The 19,080-nt window shown below is 55.1% G+C and carries 14 protein-coding genes; 4 read left to right on the forward strand and 10 right to left on the reverse strand.

What is annotated here, in order from left to right; translation table 11 throughout:
- The 9 genes from ACKQTC_RS05305 to ACKQTC_RS05345 all read right to left on the reverse strand — a co-directional run bounded on the left by ACKQTC_RS05305 (window position 1) and on the right by ACKQTC_RS05345 (window position 13,875).
- A complete protein-coding gene (locus ACKQTC_RS05305) occupies window positions 1-2,220 on the reverse strand; it encodes a RelA/SpoT family protein (protein WP_408977391.1) in 2,220 nt (739 codons plus the stop codon).
- Complete coding sequence (recJ, locus tag ACKQTC_RS05310; RefSeq protein ID WP_408977392.1) at window positions 2,213-5,767, reverse strand: single-stranded-DNA-specific exonuclease RecJ; 3,555 nt, start codon at window positions 5,765-5,767, stop codon at window positions 2,213-2,215. The genes ACKQTC_RS05305 and recJ overlap by 8 nt, the downstream gene beginning before the upstream one ends.
- Before the next feature lie 26 nt (window positions 5,768-5,793).
- Window positions 5,794-6,105, reverse strand: a complete 312-nt coding sequence (locus tag ACKQTC_RS05315; RefSeq protein ID WP_408977393.1) for a hypothetical protein — start codon at window positions 6,103-6,105, stop codon at window positions 5,794-5,796.
- Between the two features lie 121 nt (window positions 6,106-6,226).
- Window positions 6,227-9,661, reverse strand: a complete 3,435-nt coding sequence (locus ACKQTC_RS05320; RefSeq protein ID WP_408977394.1) for a pyruvate carboxylase — start codon at window positions 9,659-9,661, stop codon at window positions 6,227-6,229.
- 148 nt (window positions 9,662-9,809) lie between these two features.
- On the reverse strand, window positions 9,810-11,258 hold the full coding sequence (locus tag ACKQTC_RS05325; RefSeq protein WP_408977395.1) for a sensor histidine kinase: 1,449 nt from the start codon (window positions 11,256-11,258) through the stop codon (window positions 9,810-9,812).
- Window positions 11,258-11,923, reverse strand: coding sequence for a response regulator transcription factor (locus ACKQTC_RS05330; protein WP_408977396.1), 666 nt, complete (start codon window positions 11,921-11,923; stop codon window positions 11,258-11,260). Before ACKQTC_RS05330 ends, ACKQTC_RS05325 begins: the two co-directional genes overlap by 1 nt.
- Before the next feature lie 17 nt (window positions 11,924-11,940).
- On the reverse strand, window positions 11,941-12,645 hold the full coding sequence (gene radC / locus ACKQTC_RS05335) for a RadC family protein (protein ID WP_408977397.1): 705 nt from the start codon (window positions 12,643-12,645) through the stop codon (window positions 11,941-11,943).
- Complete coding sequence (locus ACKQTC_RS05340) at window positions 12,638-13,222, reverse strand: Maf family protein (RefSeq protein ID WP_408977398.1); 585 nt, start codon at window positions 13,220-13,222, stop codon at window positions 12,638-12,640. Before ACKQTC_RS05340 ends, radC begins: the two co-directional genes overlap by 8 nt.
- Window positions 13,219-13,875: a redox-sensing transcriptional repressor Rex gene (locus tag ACKQTC_RS05345; RefSeq protein ID WP_408977399.1), complete on the reverse strand. Its 657-nt coding sequence runs from the start codon at window positions 13,873-13,875 to the stop codon at window positions 13,219-13,221. Before ACKQTC_RS05345 ends, ACKQTC_RS05340 begins: the two co-directional genes overlap by 4 nt.
- A gap of 347 nt (window positions 13,876-14,222) precedes the next feature.
- Here ACKQTC_RS05345 and ACKQTC_RS05350 point away from each other — a divergent pair, with 347 nt between their 5' ends.
- Genes ACKQTC_RS05350 through tyrS form a run of 3 tightly spaced genes read left to right on the forward strand, consistent with a single transcriptional unit; the run spans window position 14,223 to window position 17,293 of the window.
- Window positions 14,223-15,407, forward strand: coding sequence for an FprA family A-type flavoprotein (locus tag ACKQTC_RS05350; RefSeq protein WP_408977400.1), 1,185 nt, complete (start codon window positions 14,223-14,225; stop codon window positions 15,405-15,407).
- 49 nt (window positions 15,408-15,456) lie between these two features.
- Window positions 15,457-16,026, forward strand: coding sequence for a methylated-DNA--[protein]-cysteine S-methyltransferase (locus ACKQTC_RS05355; RefSeq protein WP_408977401.1), 570 nt, complete (start codon window positions 15,457-15,459; stop codon window positions 16,024-16,026).
- 28 nt (window positions 16,027-16,054) lie between these two features.
- Window positions 16,055-17,293, forward strand: coding sequence for a tyrosine--tRNA ligase (gene tyrS, locus ACKQTC_RS05360; RefSeq protein WP_408977402.1), 1,239 nt, complete (start codon window positions 16,055-16,057; stop codon window positions 17,291-17,293).
- Between the two features lie 64 nt (window positions 17,294-17,357).
- On the opposite strand, the gene ymfI is transcribed toward tyrS, so the two are convergent.
- Window positions 17,358-18,095 carry an elongation factor P 5-aminopentanone reductase gene (gene ymfI, locus ACKQTC_RS05365; protein WP_408977403.1) on the reverse strand — a complete coding sequence of 246 codons (738 nt, stop codon included), beginning with the start codon at window positions 18,093-18,095 and terminating at the stop codon, window positions 17,358-17,360.
- Between the two features lie 62 nt (window positions 18,096-18,157).
- On the opposite strand from ymfI, the gene hslO reads away from it, so the two are divergent.
- Window positions 18,158-19,063, forward strand: a complete 906-nt coding sequence (gene hslO / locus ACKQTC_RS05370; RefSeq protein ID WP_408977404.1) for an Hsp33 family molecular chaperone HslO — start codon at window positions 18,158-18,160, stop codon at window positions 19,061-19,063.
- Window positions 19,064-19,080: the final 17 nt, after the last annotated feature.

The raw sequence follows: 19,080 nt of genomic DNA on the forward strand, positions 1-19,080 counted from the left end.
TTAAGACTCCTTCCGGGAAAACTGCCGCCGAACTTGAAAAACATCAGGAATGCTAGTTATCTTATCCATAACCACCTGGAGCTCATGGATATCCCCAACCTCCAGGGTAATATCCATGACGGCCATATAGTTGTGAACCCGGGAGGTGATGGACAGGATATGGACATCTGCGTCATTGATCAGGGCCATGACTTCCGGGGTAATCTTGGGCCGGTCAAAGGCTTCGACCGAGAGTTCCACCTTGAAGAGAGAGTCCTCGTAACCCTGCCATTTGACCTCGGTCAGCCGGTCCCGCTCTTTCTCAGGCAGCTTCAAGATATTGGCACAGTCGGCGTGGTGGACGGTGACCCCATGGCCGCGGGTGATGTAGCCCACAATCGGGTCACCGGGGACGGGCTTGCAGCAGTTGGCAAAACGGACGCTCACATCAGCGGTACCGGAAATGGCCACGCCACCGAAGCTCTTACCGGATTCTTCAATGTGGGTCTTGGGCGTTGAGCTGGAGGTCGTCTTTAATTCGGTTTCCTGAGCCGGCGCCTCTTCGCGCTGGGATTTTAATTCATCTTTAAATTCTTCCCGCAGCCGGTTAATGACCTGGTTGGTGGATAAGCCACCAATGCCCAGGGCGCAGAAGACATCATCAGCGGTATTGTAGCCCATCTTCCCGGATATCCGGTTGATATTTTCTTCCTTGCCGAAAATATTCTCGTCCAAATCCAGGTACTTAAGGGCCTTTTTATAGAGGTCCTCGCCCCGCTCGATATTTTCTTCCCGCTTATTCTTTTTGAGCCATTGGCGGATTTTATTTTTGGCTTGGGGGCTTTTGACAATGTTGAGCCAGTTTCGGCTGGGTCCCTTGCTGTTCTTGGACCGGAGAATTTCTACGCTGTCGCCGTTTTTCAGCTGATAGTCGAAGGGAACTATCCGGTTATTGACCTTGGCGCCTACGCACTGGTTCCCGATTTCCGTATGGACCCGGTAGGCAAAGTCGATAGGGGTGGACCCTTGGGGGAGCTCATAGACCTCCCCCTGGGGGGAGAAGACGAAGACGGCATCGGAGAAGAGCTGGAGCTTGATGTTTTCCAGCATTTCCTTGCTGTCATCGGCATCGTCTTGGAGCTCTTTTAGGTGCTTAATCCAGTCCAGCTGGTTAACGTCATTGGTCTTTTCGCTGCCTCCGCTTTGCTTGTAAAGCCAGTGGGCAGCAACCCCGTATTCAGCCACCTGGTGCATTTCAAAGGTGCGGATTTGGATTTCAAACCGCTCACCCCGGGGGCCAATAACAGTGGTATGCAGGGACTGGTACATGTTGGGCTTGGGCATGGCAATGTAGTCCTTAAAACGGAGGGGGACCGGCTTCCATAGGGAATGGACCACCCCTAAAACCACATAGCAATCCTGGACGGTATTGACCAGAACCCGGATGGCAATGAGGTCATAAATTTCATCCAGGTCCTTGTGTTTCTTTTTCATTTTCCGGTAAATGCTGTAAAAGTGTTTGGGCCGCCCGGCAATTTCAAAGTAGAGGTCCCTTTTTTTCAGTTCATCGGAAATGTCATCAATGACTTCATCGATATACTCTTCCCGCTCTTCCCGCTTCATGGAAATCCGGTCCACTAAGTCGTAGTAGACCTCCGGCTCCAGATAGCGCAGGGAGAGGTCTTCCAGTTCCCACTTCAGGGTGATAATCCCTAGGCGGTCTGCAATGGGGGCATAAATTTCCAGGGTTTCCCGGGCAATCCGGGCCTGCTTTTCAGGGGCCTGGAAGTCCATGGTCCGCATATTATGTAACCGGTCAGCCAGCTTTATGATGATCACCCGGATATCCTGGGCCATGGCCACGAACATTTTCCGGTAACTTTCCAACTGGCGTTCCTCTCTGGATACACAGGAGAGCTGGTCCAGTTTGGTGACCCCCTCAACTAAGAAGGCCACGTCTTCACCGAAATGGTCGATCAGCCCCCGGGTGGTACAGCCGGTATCTTCCACCACATCATGCAGCAAACCGGCCGCAATGGCGCGGTCATCTAGCCCCAGTTCAGCAAGCAGGATAGCCACGTGAAGTGGGTGCGTAATATAAGGTTCACCGGATTTCCGGTATTGTCCCTGATGAAATTCTTCGGCAAACCAGTAGGCATCTTGTAAGAAAGCAAAGTCTGCATCCGGGTTGGTTTTATAAACAGCATCTACTAAGTCCTTAAATCGTACGGATTCAGTCATCAGGACCACCTCCTTCAAAATAGGCTGGATGCGGTAGAATCGGTGCCTGCACCTGGGCGGTGATGACAGCCGCATCACGGTGAAAGGCAAGGTCTAAGTACTGGGTATAATCAGCCCGTTCATGGGCAATTTCCTGATAGGTTGGCGATTGGTCCAGGGCCTTCTTACCGGCATTGGTAACCAGGGCATAACGGCCATCTGCCTCCCGCCGGTTGAGAAAGCCCAGTTCCGTAAAGATGCGTTTGGCCAGACGGAGGGTCTCATAGGGGATTTTTTCGCCGCCCAGGCCTGCCAAAAGGTCCTTGCGGAGGGGGTCCGGCCCCTCTTTTAACCGCCGGCGGATCAGTTGGTAAAGCCGGCCCAGGACCTGCCGGTCCGGGCAGGCCCGGGATAGAATCAATTCATTTAAGGCCTGGTCCCGCTCGCCATAAAGCAGGTGGACATAGGCCGGGGCCCCATCTCTGCCGGCCCGCCCGGCCAGCTGGTTAAAGGCCTCCTCTGAAAAACAAAGGTGGTAGACCACTACATGGCGAACATCCGGTAGGTGGATGCCTTCACCAAAGGCGGTGGTCGCAATCAAAAGACGGATCTGGCCCCTTTGGAAGGCCTCCTGAAGCCAAGCCCGAGCCTTTTTATTGAGGCCCCCGTGGTAATAGCCCACGGTTTGTCGCAGTTGGTAGGGCAGGTAAAAGCGGAGTTTTTTAGCGATATCTAAGGCCTGTTTCCGGCTATTGACATAGCAGATGGTCTTTTCCCCAGATAAGGCTAGGCGGAAGAGGTATTGGTTTTTCTTTTCCAGACCCCGCTTGTCTATGACCTGTAAGTTTTCCCGTTTACTGGCATCGGCTATAAAGGTGATACCGGACCGGGCCGCTTGGCAGGCTTCTGCCGCATGGTCGGACATAGTGGCTGTCATGGCCAGACATTGGCCGCCCAGCTGGGGTAGGGCCTCTCTGAGCTGGCGGTAGCCGGCCCGGCGGTCAGCCAGGTGGTGGGCTTCGTCCAGAACCCAGAAACCGATTGTTTTTCCGCCATGCCGGAAGACGGTCTCATTGCCAAAGAAAAATTCCGGCGTTGCCAGGACAATGTCCGCCCGGCCATCGGCCAGGGCCCCAAAAAGGTCGACCCGCCGGCGGCCGGAAAGGTCGCCATAGGCCTCATAAACAGCCAAGCCCAAGGCCGCCATGGCCGGCTGGAGGTAGCGGAACTGGTCCTTGAGCAGGGCCTTTAAGGGGAAAAAGACCACCGTCATTTGCCCGTCATTCAGGGCCTTGGCCGCAGCCTGGACCTGGTAGACCAGGGACTTGCCGCGGCCCGTCCCCATGATGAGGGCCACATCCTTGCCTGCGGCCAGGGCCTCTAGGGCCTCTGCCTGCTTGGCATGGAGCTGGCCCCCCTTGAGGAGGCGGTCAGCGATAGCCGCTGGGGCCAGGCCCTGGGGCCGGTCAACTTGGCGGGCCGGCTGCCGGCCTTCCATCTGTTTGACCCGGCTAATCTTAAGGTTAGCGCCACGGAGGGTATCCCCTGACCCGGTAATGGTCGTCAGGAGGGCCTCATACCGCCGGCCAGCTTGGATCAGGGGGGCCAGGGCAGCGGCCAGGTCCCGGTTTAGGTAGCCAATCTTCCCCCACTCGGTAACCACAGCCAGGGCATTGGGGTCATGGGGGTTATCCGGTTCGGCCACCAGGTCCACCGGGGTGGGCGCCTGAATCTTAGCTAAAAGGCTCTGCCGCCGCTCAAAGCTAACCCCGGCCACCTTGGTATAAAAGGTATCCGCTTCACCGATATCGGCATAGGGCCTTTCTTGGAGCTGGTCCTTGCCGTAGAGGTACAGCTGGTCATCAAGGGGGCCATCGGCCATATAGGCCGGGCGGATATCCTTGACCATCATTTCCAGCCGGTCCTGTCCGCGGAAGGTAGACTTATTGACGGTAAAGAGGATATCTTGAGGGCCCCTGGTCGTTTGCTGGAGGTCCTTGCCCCGTCTAAAGGCAATACCCCGGATGTCCCCTTGGGGGGCCAGGACAGAAATCTGTAGGTGAGCATCGTCCTTGCCACAGGCCCGAGCCTTGAGGGAGGGCGCAGCCATAAGGGCAAAGGTGGGCATGGGGTTACCGCAACCGGTCGGTTCCAGCCGGTCCAGGTCTGCCCAGAGGTCCTCATCAATATCAGCCGGTTTGAGTAGACCATCCACTTTCAGGGGGTCCTTACCATACCACTGGTCAGCGCTCTCCTCACATTCTCTGATGAAGGCGGCCCGGAAGGCCGGTAATTTTTCCCGTAAAAGGCTCAACCCGGCTGCCTTGGCATGGCCGCCATACTGGACCAATTCGTCGGCCGTGGCCTGCAAGTGGTCATAGAGGTTAAAGCCTTCCGGGGCCCGACCGGACCCGGTCAGGACGCCGGGGTCACTGACCTTGGCGGTCAGGACCAGGGCCGGTACCGCATACCGCTCCATAAGCCGGGAGGCGACAATCCCTATAATGCCCGGGTGCCAGCTGTCGCCAACCACCAGGACGGCCTTGGGCCGGGTCTCGGTCACTTGGGCCACAGCCTCTTGGAAGGCCTCCTCTTCCATACTTTTCCGTTCGATATTCAGTTGGTTTAAGGCCGCTGCCGCTTGCTGGGCGCTGACCTGGTCTTTCGCCGTCAGTAAGTCCAGGGCCAGGCTGGTTTGGTCCAAGCGGCCGGCGGCGTTGAGCCGGGGGGCCAGTTGAAAGGCAATATGCTCTGCCCGTAACTTACCAGGGGCCAGGTTGGCCTCGGTCATAAGGGCCGCAATCCCTGGTTGAGGGTTTTTATTCAAAACGGCCAAGCCGGCCTTCACAATCCGGCGGTTGTCCCCTACCAGAGGGACAATGTCCGCCACCGTTGCCAGGGCAGCCAGGGCCACATAAGGCGCCAGCTCTGCCGCCGACCGACCCAGGGCCCGGTAGACGCCCCGCACCAGCATAAAGGCCACCCCGGCCCCGCACAAGTGGCCAAAGGGGGTCGTTTCCGGGTGAAGCTTGGGATTCACCACCGGACAGTCCGGCAGGTCTGCCGGCGGGACGTGGTGGTCTGTCACAACGACGTCCAGCCCCTCTTGGATAAAGGGGTTCAGGACTTCTGCAGCGGCAATCCCCGTATCCACTGTAATCAGCAGGGGGTTATCGGCCTTGAGGTCACTTAAGGCCGCGGTGTGAATGCCATAGCCCTCTTCCAGGCGGGAGGGAATATAAACGGATACCCGGGCACCAAGGGTCCTGAGGGCATCCGACAGGAGGGTGGCGGCGCTCATCCCGTCGACATCGTAATCCCCGTAAACCACGATTGGCCGGCTATCTTCCATGGCCTGGATGATCCGCTCTACTGCGACATCCAGGTTATACAAGGCTGAAGGGTCAGAGATGCCGGCATAGTCCGCCTCTAAGAAGTCCTGGGCCTGGTCCGCCGGAATATCCCTATTGAGAAGCAGGCGGGCTAAGGTTGGAGAAACGCCAGCCTTTTGGGCATAGGTCGCCGCCGCTTGATCCGATTTGCCTACGAGTTGCCACACCTTTCGCATCCGCCTACCTCCTTTTCTCTATATGACTAGGCCAGAATGAGGCCGTAAAAGGCCATCAGGCCCCCGGCCAGCCAAAGCAGACCTACAAAAAATACTGCATAAAAGATCAGTCCGCGCCGCTCGTCCATTTGGTCAAAGAGACCCTGGAGTTTGGCTCGAGGCTGGCCTGTTGAAGCATAAACATAAAGGCCCCAGCTGTTGCGGACCGCTACAAATAAGACCAGCAGGCCGGCTAAGCCCAGGAGGGTGCTCTGGTCAACCAGCTTTAAGACAGCTGCCAGGAGCCACAGGGCCATGCCAAAATAAAACACATATTTTCCATAGTCTCGCTTAGGCATTTGCAGACCTCCTTTGCCTAATATTACCCATATTGTATCTATTTTACCACAGGCAACATCACTTGATAAGTCATCTATAATAAAAAAGACGCCGGATTGCCATCCGACGTCTTTTATTTGCTTAATCTTCCAGCTCGGCAATGAGTTCCCCTGCCTCAACTTGGTTGCCTTCCTGAACAAAGATCCGATGGATGACCCCGTCGCGCGGTGCCAAGACATTCGTTTCCATTTTCATGGCTTCCAAAACCATCAGCGGCTGGTTTTCCTTGATTTCGTCCCCTTCTTTGACATTAATCTTAATGACTGTCCCGGGGATATTAGCGCCGACATGGGAGGGGTTATCCTGGTCGGCAATTGGTTTGCGGACAATTTCCAGGCTCTTGGTGGCCACTTCATTGAGGACGCTAACCACCCGGCGGGCCCCGTTGACCTCAAAGGTCACATGGGAGTTCCCTTCTTCATCCGGGTCTTTCACCTCAATGAGCTTGACAGCCAGGACCTTCCCTTCTTCAAGGGCCACGTCCCCACTCTCGCCTTCTACCAGGCCATGGAAGAAGATATCGCTGGATACATAGGAGAGGTCCCCATCCTTTTCCAGGCTCTTCCAGTAGTCTTCATACACTTTAGGATAAAGGGCATAGCTGACGGCTTGACGCATGTCTGCCTCAATGCCCAGTTCTTCCTTAATATGGGCCTTATCTGCTTCAAAGTCTTCCGGCTCTAGGAGCTCACCGGGCCGGCAGGTAATCGGTTCCCGGTCTTTTAAGACAATCTTTTGCAGTTTCGGCGGGAAGCCCCCTTCCGGCTGCCCCATCATCCCTTCAAAGTAAGAAACAATGGAATCCGGGAAGTCCAGGTTTTTCCCTTTTTCATAGATATTTTCCGCATCCAGGCCATTTTGGACCATGAAGATGGCCATGTCGCCAACGGCTTTGGATGAAGGCGTTACCTTGACGATATCACCCAGCATCTGGTTGACTTCCGCATACATGTCCTTCACTTCTTCCAACTGGTGGCCGAGACCGAAGCTTTCGACCTGGGCTTTTAAGTTGGAGTATTGGCCGCCGGGGATTTCATACTTGTAAATTTCAGCGGACCCGGCCTTTAAACCGGATTCAAACTGGGCATATACCGGGCGGACATCCTGCCAGTAGTCGGAGATTTTTTGCATGTCATCCGTATCTAAGCCGGTGTCCCGTTCGGTATTGATGAGGGCTGCAGCCAGGGAGTTGAGGGCCGGTTGGCTGGTAAGGCCCGCCATGGCGTTAAAGGCGCAGTCGACAATATCCACCCCGGCCTGGGCGGCCATCAGGAGGCTCGCTACCCCGTTACCGGTGGTATCGTGGGTGTGGAGGTGAACAGGAATTTTAACGTTTTCTTTTAAGGCGGTGACCAGTTCAAAGGCCGCTTGCGGCTTCAAGAGAGCACTCATGTCTTTAATGCCGATCATGTGGCAGCCCAGGCCTTCTAATTCCTTGGCCTTGGTGACAAAGTAGTCCAGGTCATACTTTGTCCGGGACTTATCCATAATGTCCCCGGTGTAGCAGAGGCAACCTTCAACCAGGCGGTCGGTTTTCAGGGCTTCGTCAATGGAAACCTTCATGCTTTCGACCCAGTTTAAGGAGTCAAAAATCCGGAATACATCGATGCCGCCCTTGGCACATTCCTGGACAAACTGACGGATAACATTATCCGGGTAGCTCTTGTAGCCAACGGCATTGGCCCCGCGGAAAAGCATTTGGAATAAGATATTCGGGATGGCTTCCCGGAGCTTGGTCAACCGGTCCCAGGGATCTTCTTTTAAGAAGCGGTAAGCGGTGTCAAAGGTGGCCCCGCCCCACATTTCCAGACTGAAGAGGTCCTTACCCAGGACAGACAGGGCCGGGGCAATGTTCAGCATATCCGTCGTCCGCATCCGGGTGGCCACCAGGCTCTGGTGGGCATCCCGCATGGTGGTATCGGTAATGAGGAGTTTCTTTTGATCTAAGACCCACTTGCACAAACCTTCTGGCCCTTTTTCATCTAAGAGCTGCTTGGTCCCGTACAGGGGGTTTTCCGGTTTTTCGAACTTGGGTACAACCGGTACATCAAAGGAAGGCTTGCTCCCCTTGGTTTCGTTGACCACCTTATTGGCCAGATAGGTCAGGACTTTTAATTCCTTGTCGTTGCTCTTTCTGATATCAAAGAGTTCCGGCGTCCGAGCGATAAAGCCCGTATCACACTGGCCTTTTCTAAATTCTTCTGTATTTAAGACGTTGATCAAGAAGGCGATATTGGTTTTAACGCCCTTAATCTTCATTTCCCGCAAACACCGGATGGCCTTGTCGATGGTACTGCCAAAGGTATTGCTGTAGGCAATGACCTTAACCAGGAGGCTATCGTAGAAGGGGCTGATATAGGCCCCTGCATAAGCGTTCCCGCTGTCCAGGCGGATCCCGTTACCGGAGCTGGACCGGTAGACGCTGATGGTCCCGGTGTCCGGGGCAAAGTGGTTGATGGGGTCTTCTGTGGTCACCCGGCACTGGATGGCGTGGCCCCGAACCTGGATGCTTTCCTGGTTGGGGATGCCGACTTCTTCAGAATCCAACCGGTAGCCGTCTGCCACCCGGATTTGGGCTTGGACGATATCGACCCCGGTAATGATTTCCGTGACGCAGTGTTCAACCTGGATCCGGGGGTTCATTTCAATGAAATAGTGCTGACCGGTATGGTCGACTAAGAACTCCACCGTCCCGGCATTACGGTAGTTGACCGCGCCGGCAATCTTCAGGGCATCTTGGCAGATGGCCTCGCGCTGAGCATCGGTCAGGACCAGGGACGGGGCAAATTCGATGACCTTCTGGTGGCGCCGCTGGATGGAGCAGTCCCGCTCATAAAGGTGGACCAGGTTGCCATAGTTGTCCCCTAAGACCTGGACTTCGATGTGCTTGGGTTCAGCGATGAATTTTTCCACGAAGACATCGCCAATACCGAAGGCTTTTTTGGCTTCGTTACAGGCGCTCAGGTATTCATTTTCCAGGTCGGCTTCTTTATAAACCACCCGCATCCCGCGGCCGCCGCCGCCGGCAGCTGCCTTTAAGATGACCGGGTATCCGCAAACATCTGCGTATTCCCGGGCTTCTTCCAGATTAAGGGCCGGTTTTTCAACACCGGGAATAGTGGGCACATTCACCGACTTGGCAACAATTTTAGATTGAATCTTATCCCCGAGGGCATTGAGCATCTCATGGGTCGGCCCGATAAAGATAATCCCGGACCGTTCGCAGTATTCGGCGAACTCGGCATTTTCAGCTAAAAAGCCATAACCCGGATGGATGGCATCAACCCCCTTGGCCTTAGCCAGGGCGATGATTTCTGCAATATCCAAGTAAGCATCTACCGGCAGCTTGCCCTTACCAATTTGATAGGACTCATCTGCCAGGGTACGATAAAGTGAATTTTTATCTTCTTCAGAGTAAATGGCAATCGACCGAATGCCAAGCTCCTTACAAGCTCGGAAAACGCGAATCGCTATTTCGCCGCGGTTGGCGACTAATACGGATTTAATATTTTTCATTCGCACTCCCTCCTCCAATTTATAAGCTTATAAAAAACTTTATAGACTGGTTTAATAATAGCACTCTTTCGACAATTTTGCAGTACATTTTTCTGCATTTACCCTCTTATTACCATTATTTATCTCTTTATGGGGCACAAGTGTCTTTTCAGCCGGCCGGTTCAGAGGATTCGCCGGCCCCTTCCCCAGCTGCCTGGACTTGTGGCAGGACCACGCAGGCCTCGGTGCCCTGCCCGGGTATACTGGAAAAGTTGATATGCCCTTGGTGTTTATCGACAATTTGCTTCACAATGGCCAGGCCTAGGCCCAGGCCGGCAAAGGGATCATCCCCCCGGTTCCGGGACCTTTCCACCTGGTAGAAGGGTTCTGTAATCTTGCTGAGCTGGTCAGCGGTCATCCCCTTACCGGTATCGGCCACGACGATATGAACCCAACCGGCTTCTTCCCTGGCATAGAGGCTGATCCGGCCGCCGGCAGGGGTGGCCTTCAGAGCGTTGTCCAGGAGGTTGGTCAGAAGGCTCCGCATCAGGTCCGGCGCCATATCCAGTTCAAGGGATTCTTCGCAGACAAAGACCGCAACCCCCTTTTCCTTGGCCCGGAGATTAATGAGCCCGCAGACATCCTTGGCCACCGGCAACCAGTCGGCCCGTTCAAAGTCGATGGGTTCATGCCGGGTATAGGTCAAATCAACTAGGGTTTTATTTAAGTTGAGCATCCGCTGGCCTTCGCTGTAAATATAGCCGAGGCCCTTGGCCAGGGTCGCTTCATCATAGGGCATCCGCTGGAGGAGGTCTGCATAGCCGATAATAGAGGTCAGAGGGGTCCGGAGCTCATGGGTCAGGTTGTCCATCATCCGAGTTTGGGCTTCATTCCGCTCTTCCAGCTCGGCGATATTATCCTCGACGGCGGCCGCCATCATATTAAAGCTCTGGGCCAGTTCACCGAATTCATCTTGGGTGGTCACCGGTACCCGCTCCCGGTAGTCGCCCAGGGCAATCCGCCGGGAGGCCCGGTTTAGGTTCCGGATGGGCCGGGTCAGGTAACTGGTCACCAGCCAGATAAGGATGGCGACAATAATACAGCCCACCACCAGGGCCTGGGCAGCGACGAGATAGGTGGCCCGCCGCTGGGCATCCAGGTCGGAGATATCTTTAACAATGGCCACCAGCAAACTGTCATCGCCCCGGTCTAATTTTTGCGTAAAAAAAGCCAGGTAGCGGCCTTGGTCGTCATGGCGGGATACAAAGGTCTGCCGCCCGCTATTGGTGAGAGCAGCAGATAATTCGGGCCGGTGCATTTTTTGGAGCCCATCCGTATTCCCGGCCAAGCGGTTGAGGTCCTTATCATAGACTTCAATGGCCAGACCGTCCTTGCTGAAGATATCCACAACACTGGCAGCGACATCCACCACCGGCTTTTGCTCAGACAGGTAGAGGTTGATATTATTCAGGATATTCCCGGCCTCATAGATATAGCCTTCAATGACCCCTTGACGGGTTTCTTCATAGGCCATGGTCCCAATGGTCGCTGCAATGAGGATAGTCAGGGCAATAAAAATGCCCTCGCATATAAGCACCAGTTTGACTGAAAAGCGCATTATTCCTCCAGTCTGTAGCCGACTTTATAGACCGTCTTGATGGTATCCAGGTCGAGCTTGGTCCGGAGCCGCTGGACGTGCATGTCTACCGTCCGGGTATTGCCTTCATAGTCATAGCCCCAAATTTGGCTCAGGAGTTGCTCCCGGGTTAAGACATTCCCCTTGTGTTCAATGAGATAGGCCAGGAGCTCAAACTCCTTTAAAGTCAGGGGGACCTCTTCCCCATTCTTGGATACCCGATGTTGCTCAGGGTCCAGGATGATATCCCGGTAGCTGACGGACTTAGCCACCAGCTGGTCATCTTCGGTCCCGGTCCGTCGGAGGACCGCCTTGACCCGGGCCAGGAGTTCCATGCTGTCAAAGGGCTTGGTGATATAGTCATCAGCCCCCATTTCAAGGCCCTTGACCTTGTCCTGGACCGAATCCTTGGCTGTGAGGCAAATCACCGCCACCTGGTCTTTTTTCAGTTCTTCCAAGAGGGTGTAGCCGTCCATTTTCGGCATCATAATATCTAACAAGACGAGGTCCGGCCTGTCATTGCGGATTAGATTCAGGGCCTCCAGCCCATCTTTGGCTTCTTGGACCTCATAGCCGGCCAGTTCCAGGTTCAGGCGAATGAGTTCACGAATAGCGGTTTCATCTTCTACGACAGTAATCCGTGCCATGGTCCCCCTCCTCACTTTTATTGAATAATCCGTCCGTGTTCCCGATAAGAATAATAGGCCAACCCTTCATGGCCCACAATAATATGATCTAATAAATCAATGCCCAGCAAGTCCGCTGCAGCCTGTAGCCGTTCCGTTAACCGGTCATCAGCCCGGCTGGGTGTGAGGTCATTGCTCGGGTGGTTGTGACCACAGATGATGCAGCAGGCGTTGTGGTGGACTGCATAGTGAAAAACATCACGAGGATGGACCGGGGCCTCATTTAGGGTCCCGACCGAGACCACCTTCTTCTCCAAGACCCGGTGCTTGCTGTCCAGGTAGAGGACCATAAAGCATTCCTGCCCCCGCCTGGAGGCCAGGTCATTAAAGTAGCGGCCGGCATCTGCACTGCCGCCAATTTTTTCGACCAGACCCCCGGCCTGTAAAAGGCTCAGCCTCCGGGCCAGTTCACTAAGGCTCAAGACGGTACAGGCCCGGCTGGGGCCAATCCCATCCAGCTGGGTGATTTGTTCATAGCTGAGCTGGGTGAGCTGGCCCAGGCCGCCGGCATGCTGCAGGATCAGCTGGGCCAGGTCGATGACATTGTGCTTGGTCGTCCCACTGCCCAGGAGAATAGCCAGGAGCTCCGCATCCGATAGGGCCCGGGCCCCATACCGCTGCAGCCGCTCCCGGGGCCGCAGCTCCGGCGGTAAAGACTTGACGCCTAAACGTTCATCACTCATAACCGAACGGCTCCTCTCCAATTTCAGCCAGCCACTGGCAGAGCACTTCCAGGGGCATGCCGACGACATTCGTATAAGACCCCTGGATACCTGCTGTTAAGGCAACCCCCCGCCCCTGGATGGCATAGCTGCCAGCCCGGTTTTTGCTTTCATGGGTCGCCAAATAGGCCTCAATAAGGCCTTCCGTTAAATTTTTCATCTGGACCTGGGTGGTGACGGTCTCTTGAAAAGACCGACCATCCGGTAAAAGGAGGGCCAGGCCACTCTTGACCTGGTGGACCCGGCCGGAAAGGGCCTGCAGCATCTGCCGGGCAGCCGGCAAATCGGCCGACTTACCGAGGGGCTGCCCATCGGCCACCACCATCGTATCACAGCCAAGGAGGAGGGCGTCAGGATAGTCTACCCGGACCGTCTGGGCCTTCCGCAGGGCCAGGTCCGCCAGGGCCTCATCCAGGCCCCACTCAGCCTTGAGGGTTTCTTCTTCCAGTTTAGGCGCTGCCACCGTAAAAGACAAGCCCAATTGCGCAAGGAGGGCCCGCCTTTGGGCTGACGTGGACACCAGGACCAGGGCGCTCATTCGACTAAATCGCCACCGGCCAAGAAGTCCCGATTGGTAATAATAAAACTTAAGACTTCCAGGTTGACGGTCAGGTCAATATTGCGCACCGACACCCGGTCAGGCATGCTGAGGGTGGTCGGCGAAAAGTTCAAAATACCGGATATGCCTGTATCCGCTAATTCATCGCCAATATCTTGCGCAGCCGGCCCGGGGACCGTAATAATCGCAATTTGAATGTCATGCTCGGCAATGTAGGCCGCCATGTCACCGATGGGTAAAATAGGGAGACCGGACAGAGTCATCCCGACTTTGCGGATATCATTATCAAAGGCCGCCATAATCTCAAAGCCCCGGTTGCGAAAGCCTGAATAATGGGCCAGGGCCGAGCCCAGGTTACCCGCTCCCACCAGCACCATCCGCCAGGGCTTGTCTACCCCCAGGATTTCTTTAATGGCCTCATTGAGGCTGGGCACATTGTAGCCGACGCCCCGGGTCCCAAAGTCGCCAAAATAAGCCAGGTCCTTCCTGACCTGAGCCGGTGTTCCCCCCGTGCCTTCAGCAATTTCCCCTGAAGAAATGCTGTTGATACCTGAAGCCTCCACGACGGATAGGAAGCGCGAATACACCGATAAGCGGGTAATCGTCGCCTCTGGTATTTTTTGCGTTTTCAAGTTTGCACCTTCTTTCACCATACAGCTTCCTCTTACATCAATAATACCCAATAAAAATAGATTGTGCAATATTTCTCGACCTCTTTGTTGACTTTTTACCTTTAGCCGGCCGGTAGAGGGCTAACCAGCCAGGGCCGCAAAAACCGGGGCCTTACAGAGCATAGAGGAATTTTATCCTATATAATAGGCTATCTTCCTTGTAAAGGTAACTTTTTACCGCTATAATTTAGGCGGTGGGCGGTTACCCTTGTTTAAAAAGGAACCGCTTGGGTATATACGCTTAGGCAAAAGATGATACAACCAGCTAACTACCCGTTCAAGATTTCACGAAGAAAGGTAAGATATTGATGAAAATAAAAGAGCATCTCTACTCCGTTGGGGTGCAAAACCCGACCCTGCGCGTTTTTGACATTATTATGGCCACCAAGTATGGGACGACCTATGGTTCCTATTTGGTGATGGGTGACGACAAGAAGGCCCTCATTGAAGGCTCTCACAGTGGTTTCGAAGAAATTTGGTTCAACAACATCGAAGAAGTCACCCCGCTGGATTCTATTGATTACCTGGTCATTAACCATACAGAGCCGGACCACTCCTTTGCTGTAGCTGCCTTTTTAGAAAAAAATCCGAACGTAACCGTTATCGGTAGTGTGGCAGCCATCAATAACCTGAAGGCCATCACCAATAAGGACTTCCAGTCCCAGGTGGTCAAGGGTGAAGATAGCCTGGATTTAGGTGGCCGGTCCTTAGTTTTCAAAACCAGCCCCAACGTTCACTGGCCGGATACCATGATCACCTACTGCCCGGAACTGAAGGCCCTCTTCCCCTGCGACTTTTTAGGGGCCCACTTCTGTGAACCGACGGAGCGGCTGGAAACCTGCCGGAAGAAAGAACTCTATGACATTGAATTCGCCAACTACTACTGGAGCATTATGGGCCCCTTCCCGGCTGCTGTCCGGAATGCCCTGGCCTATGTCGACAGTCTGGACGTTGATGTGGTTTGCCCCTCCCACGGGCCCACTTTCAGCGAACCCTACTTAACCGAAGCCAAGGACAAGTACCGCGAATGGAGTGCTGAACCCAAGGCGGACCGCAAAAAATCCGTATCCATTTTCTATGTATCCGCCTATGGCTTCACCCGCCAAATGAGCGACTACCTGGCTAAAAAGTTGGAAGAAAAGGGCCTGGATGTCTTCATTGCAGACATCATCAAGCACGATGAAGCCGCCCTCCTCCCCCACTTATCCGCCGATGCCCTCGTCTTCGGGTCTCCAACCATCAACCGGGCTGCCTTAAAGCCGGTATGGGACCTGATTTCTTCCATTGATGCAGTCAATGCCAAGGGCAAACCCTTTGCCACCATCGGGGACTATGGCTGGACCGGGGAAGCCTGTGACCAATTAAATGACCGCTTAACCGGGATAAAGATGAAACAGGCCGGTGAAAGCGTCAAGCACCGCTTCACCCCGACAGATGATACCTACAAAGAATTAGACCGCCTGGCAGATGACCTTGCCGCTGCCTTAGCTTAATATAAAAAGCGCCTCATGCTCTCAGCAGGAGGCGCTTTTATGTACAAAGATGTGTCAAAGAAAGGATGGCTGCAAAATGCCTATCCAGGTATATTTTTTCAAGGTGAAGACCCCCCTGGGGGACCTCCCTGCCCTCGCCTCCGACCGGGTGATTTACTACCTGGGCTATCGGGTGGAAGATGCCCGGACCTTTGCAAGCCGCCATCATCTAGCCCTGCAACCGGGTGAAGGGCCCCTGGCCGCCCCGCTCAGCCGGGCACTGGCGGCTTATTTTACCGGCCAGACAAAAGACTTTTCCCTCCCTATTCAGGCCTTAGGCACCCCCTTTCAGCGCCTGGTCTGGCAGGCCCTAAGGGAAATTCCCTATGGGCAGACAGCCAGCTACCAGGCCATTGCCCGGGCCATCGGCCGGCCCCAAGCCTGCCGGGCTATTGGCGGGGCCAACCACCACAACCCCCTGTCTATTATCATCCCCTGTCACCGGGTTATCCGGGCAGATGGAAGTCTGGGCGGGTACGGTGGCGGCCTGGCGCAAAAAAAATATTTACTGGACTTGGAGCAGGCCGGGCTGGAGGGGTCTCTTGCAAAGCCCTCTGAAAAAGGGTATGATAAAGCCTAATCACCATCAAACGACATAGGAGGAAAATATGGACAAAAGAAATGCATATGATGTATTGCAGGAGCGCGGTTACATTGCGCAAGCCACCCATCCCGTCGAGCTGCGCGAGCTATTTGATAAAGAGCGGGTGACTTATTATTGTGGCTTCGATCCGACGGCGTCCAGCCTTCATGTCGGCCACTTTATTATGTTTATGGTTATGCGCCACTTGCAGCTCTTGGGCCACCGGCCCATTGTTCTCCTCGGGGGCGGCACCGGTATGGTTGGGGACCCCTCCGGCCGGAGCGATATGCGCCGGGTCATGACCATTGAGGAAATTGACCAAAACTGCGCCAATTTCAAGAAACAAGCGGAAAAGTTCATCGACTTTGACGGTGACAAGGGCCTCTGCCTCAACAACGCCCACTGGCTCCGCGAATTAAACTATATTGAATTCCTGCGGGATGTTGGCTACCACTTTTCCATTAACCGGATGCTCTCCGCCGAATGTTACAAGACCCGGCTGGAAGAAGGGCTTACCTTCACCGAATTAAACTACATGGTCATGCAGAGCTATGACTTTTTACACCAATTCCGCACCTATGGCTGCCGGCTCCAGCTTGGCGGCAATGACCAATGGTCCAATATCATCGGTGGGGTTGAATTGGTCCGCCGGTCTGAAGGGGAAAGCGTCTACGGGCTCACCATGAACCTCTTGACCAAAAGTGATGGCACCAAGATGGGTAAAACCGCCGGCGGCGCTGTCTGGCTGGACCGGGATAAAATGTCCCCCTATGACTTTTACCAGTATTGGCGGAATGTCGATGATGCCGATGTCAACAAGTGCTTCCGGCTCCTGACCTTCCTGCCCATTGAAGAGATCGACCAAATCACCGCCGTTGAAGGGGCAGAGATGAATGCTGCCAAAGACCGCCTGGCCTATGAGATCACCAAGCTGGTCCACAGCGAAGCCGATGCTCAAGAGGCTCAGACCGCTGCCAAGGCCCTCTTTGCAGGTGGCGCCCAGGCCGGTGCCCTGCCGGAAACAAAAATGGCCCGGTCAGCCTTTGTAGAAGGCTACGGGCTCTTACAGTTATTAAAGGATACCGACCTTGTTGATTCTGTCAGCCAGGGCCGACGTCTGGTCGACCAGGGGGGTATTAGCCTCCAAGACGAAAAAGTCACCGATAGCAAGTACCAGGTGACGGAAAATGATTTTGATGCTGATGGCCGCCTGAAAATCCGAAAAGGGAAAAAGACCTACCACCTGATTCAGTTGGAAGACTAAATCGCCCCGGCGCTCCGGTTTGATATGCCGGAGGGCCGGTTTTTTTGCCTAGAAAGCCGGGGCCCTAGATGACAAAACCACCGGCTACAGTGATGACCTGCCCCGTCATATAGGCGGCCTCATCTGAGAGTAAGAAGCGGGCATACTTGGCAATTTCATCGGCAGTGGCCGGTCGGCCGAAGGGGATTTCCGCCAGGGTAAAGGCCTGGTCGTCCGGGCTCAAGTGGTCAAACATGGCTGTAGCCACCACCCCGGGCGCCAGGGCATTGACCCGGATTTGGCTCGGGGCCAGCTCCTGGGCCAGGGCCTTGGTAAAGGCGTCTACGGCCCCCTTGGAGGTCGAATAGGCCACCTCACAGGCTGCCCCCCGGGCCCCCCAAATAGAGGAAATATTTAAGATGCTCCCATGCTTGGCCTGGATCAGCTGGGGCAGGGCCGCCCGGGCCATGAGAAAGCTGCCGGTTACATTGGTCGCCAGGATATCTTCCCAATGGGCCATGTCCAGGTCCTGGAGCAGGCCATAGTGGTCGATGCCGGCTGCATTGACCAGGGCCTCTAGGGGCTCGTGGGCCAGGACCTCATCAATGACCTGAAAGAGCCGGTCCACGGATGCCTCCTGGCGGACATCGACTTGAATGGGGATGACCTGGTCCGGAAACGCTGCGGCCAGGGCCTGGGCCTTGGCCAGGTTTTGCCGGTAACCGGCAAAGACCTGCCAGCCTGCCTGGGCCAAGTCACGAACAATGGCCGCTCCAATGCCACCGGTGGCCCCACTGACTACCACTGATTTTTTATTCTGCATACAACCTCCCGATTTAAACCTACCGCCAGGCCAGGCCTGCGGTTTATGAAAGGATTGGAATAATGACTCCACAACAGGACTACCAGCTCCGGATCACCGCTGCCGACGGCCAACTCCGGGCCTTTATTGCCACGAGCCGGCATACCGTCAACCAGGCCGCCCGGATCCATCAAACCAGCCCGGTCATGAGTGCCGCCCTGGGCCGACTCATGACGGCTACCGTCATGATGGGAACCATGCTCAAGGATGACAAGGACATGATTACGGCCAGCATCCGGGCCGATGGGCCGGCCGGTGGCCTCATTGCCACCGCTGACCGTCATGGCCATGTCAAGGGGTACGTTGGCAACCCCCAGGCCGATATGCCCAAACGGCCGGATGGTAAGCTCAATGTCGGCGGCATCATCGGCCAGGGGCGCCTGACGGTCAGCAAGGACATGGGTGCCGGTGAACCCTACAACAGCACCGTGGCCTTGCGCAGCGGGGAAATCGCCGAAGACTTCACCTACTACTTCGCCCAGTCGGAACAAATCCCTTCCGCTGTCGCCCTGGGGGTCCTGGTCGATGTAGACTACAGTATCCGCCAATCCGGCGGCCTCATCATCCAGCTCCTGCCCAATGCCTCTGAGGCCACCATCAGCTACCTGGAAGACCAGCTCCAGGCCCTAGGGGCTATGACAGATGCCCTGGAAGCAGGCAATACACCGGAAGATATTGCTGACCAGCTTTTCGGCCAAGTCGGCTACCAGATTTTAGACAAGACCCCCTTGAGCTGGGTCTGCCATTGCAGCCGGGACAAAACGGAAAAAGCCCTGATTTCCTTAGGGCCTAAAGACTTAGAAGAAATTCTCGTCGAAGATGGCAAGGCCGATGTCAAATGCCACTTCTGCACCGAAAGCTATCATTTTTCAGCTGAGGACTTACAGGCCCTCATCCAGCGCCTGGAAACCCCTAGCGACCAAGCGTAAAAAAACAAAAAGCCAAC

The organism is Peptococcus simiae (assembly GCF_046097595.1).
Classification (GTDB): Bacteria; Bacillota; Peptococcia; order Peptococcales; family Peptococcaceae; genus Peptococcus; species Peptococcus simiae.

Coding starts and splice junctions, on each gene's coding strand:
- ACKQTC_RS05305 (WP_408977391.1), bottom strand. CDS start 2,220: ATGACTGAATCCGTACGATTTAAGGACTTAGTAGATGCTGTTTATAAA.
- recJ (WP_408977392.1), bottom strand. CDS start 5,767: ATGCGAAAGGTGTGGCAACTCGTAGGCAAATCGGATCAAGCGGCGGCG.
- ACKQTC_RS05315 (WP_408977393.1), bottom strand. CDS start 6,105: ATGCCTAAGCGAGACTATGGAAAATATGTGTTTTATTTTGGCATGGCC.
- ACKQTC_RS05320 (WP_408977394.1), bottom strand. CDS start 9,661: ATGAAAAATATTAAATCCGTATTAGTCGCCAACCGCGGCGAAATAGCG.
- ACKQTC_RS05325 (WP_408977395.1), bottom strand. CDS start 11,258: ATGCGCTTTTCAGTCAAACTGGTGCTTATATGCGAGGGCATTTTTATT.
- ACKQTC_RS05330 (WP_408977396.1), bottom strand. CDS start 11,923: ATGGCACGGATTACTGTCGTAGAAGATGAAACCGCTATTCGTGAACTC.
- radC (WP_408977397.1), bottom strand. CDS start 12,645: ATGAGTGATGAACGTTTAGGCGTCAAGTCTTTACCGCCGGAGCTGCGG.
- ACKQTC_RS05340 (WP_408977398.1), bottom strand. CDS start 13,222: ATGAGCGCCCTGGTCCTGGTGTCCACGTCAGCCCAAAGGCGGGCCCTC.
- ACKQTC_RS05350 (WP_408977400.1), top strand. CDS start 14,223: ATGAAAATAAAAGAGCATCTCTACTCCGTTGGGGTGCAAAACCCGACC.
- ACKQTC_RS05355 (WP_408977401.1), top strand. CDS start 15,457: ATGTGTCAAAGAAAGGATGGCTGCAAAATGCCTATCCAGGTATATTTT.
- tyrS (WP_408977402.1), top strand. CDS start 16,055: ATGGACAAAAGAAATGCATATGATGTATTGCAGGAGCGCGGTTACATT.
- ymfI (WP_408977403.1), bottom strand. CDS start 18,095: ATGCAGAATAAAAAATCAGTGGTAGTCAGTGGGGCCACCGGTGGCATT.
- hslO (WP_408977404.1), top strand. CDS start 18,158: ATGACTCCACAACAGGACTACCAGCTCCGGATCACCGCTGCCGACGGC.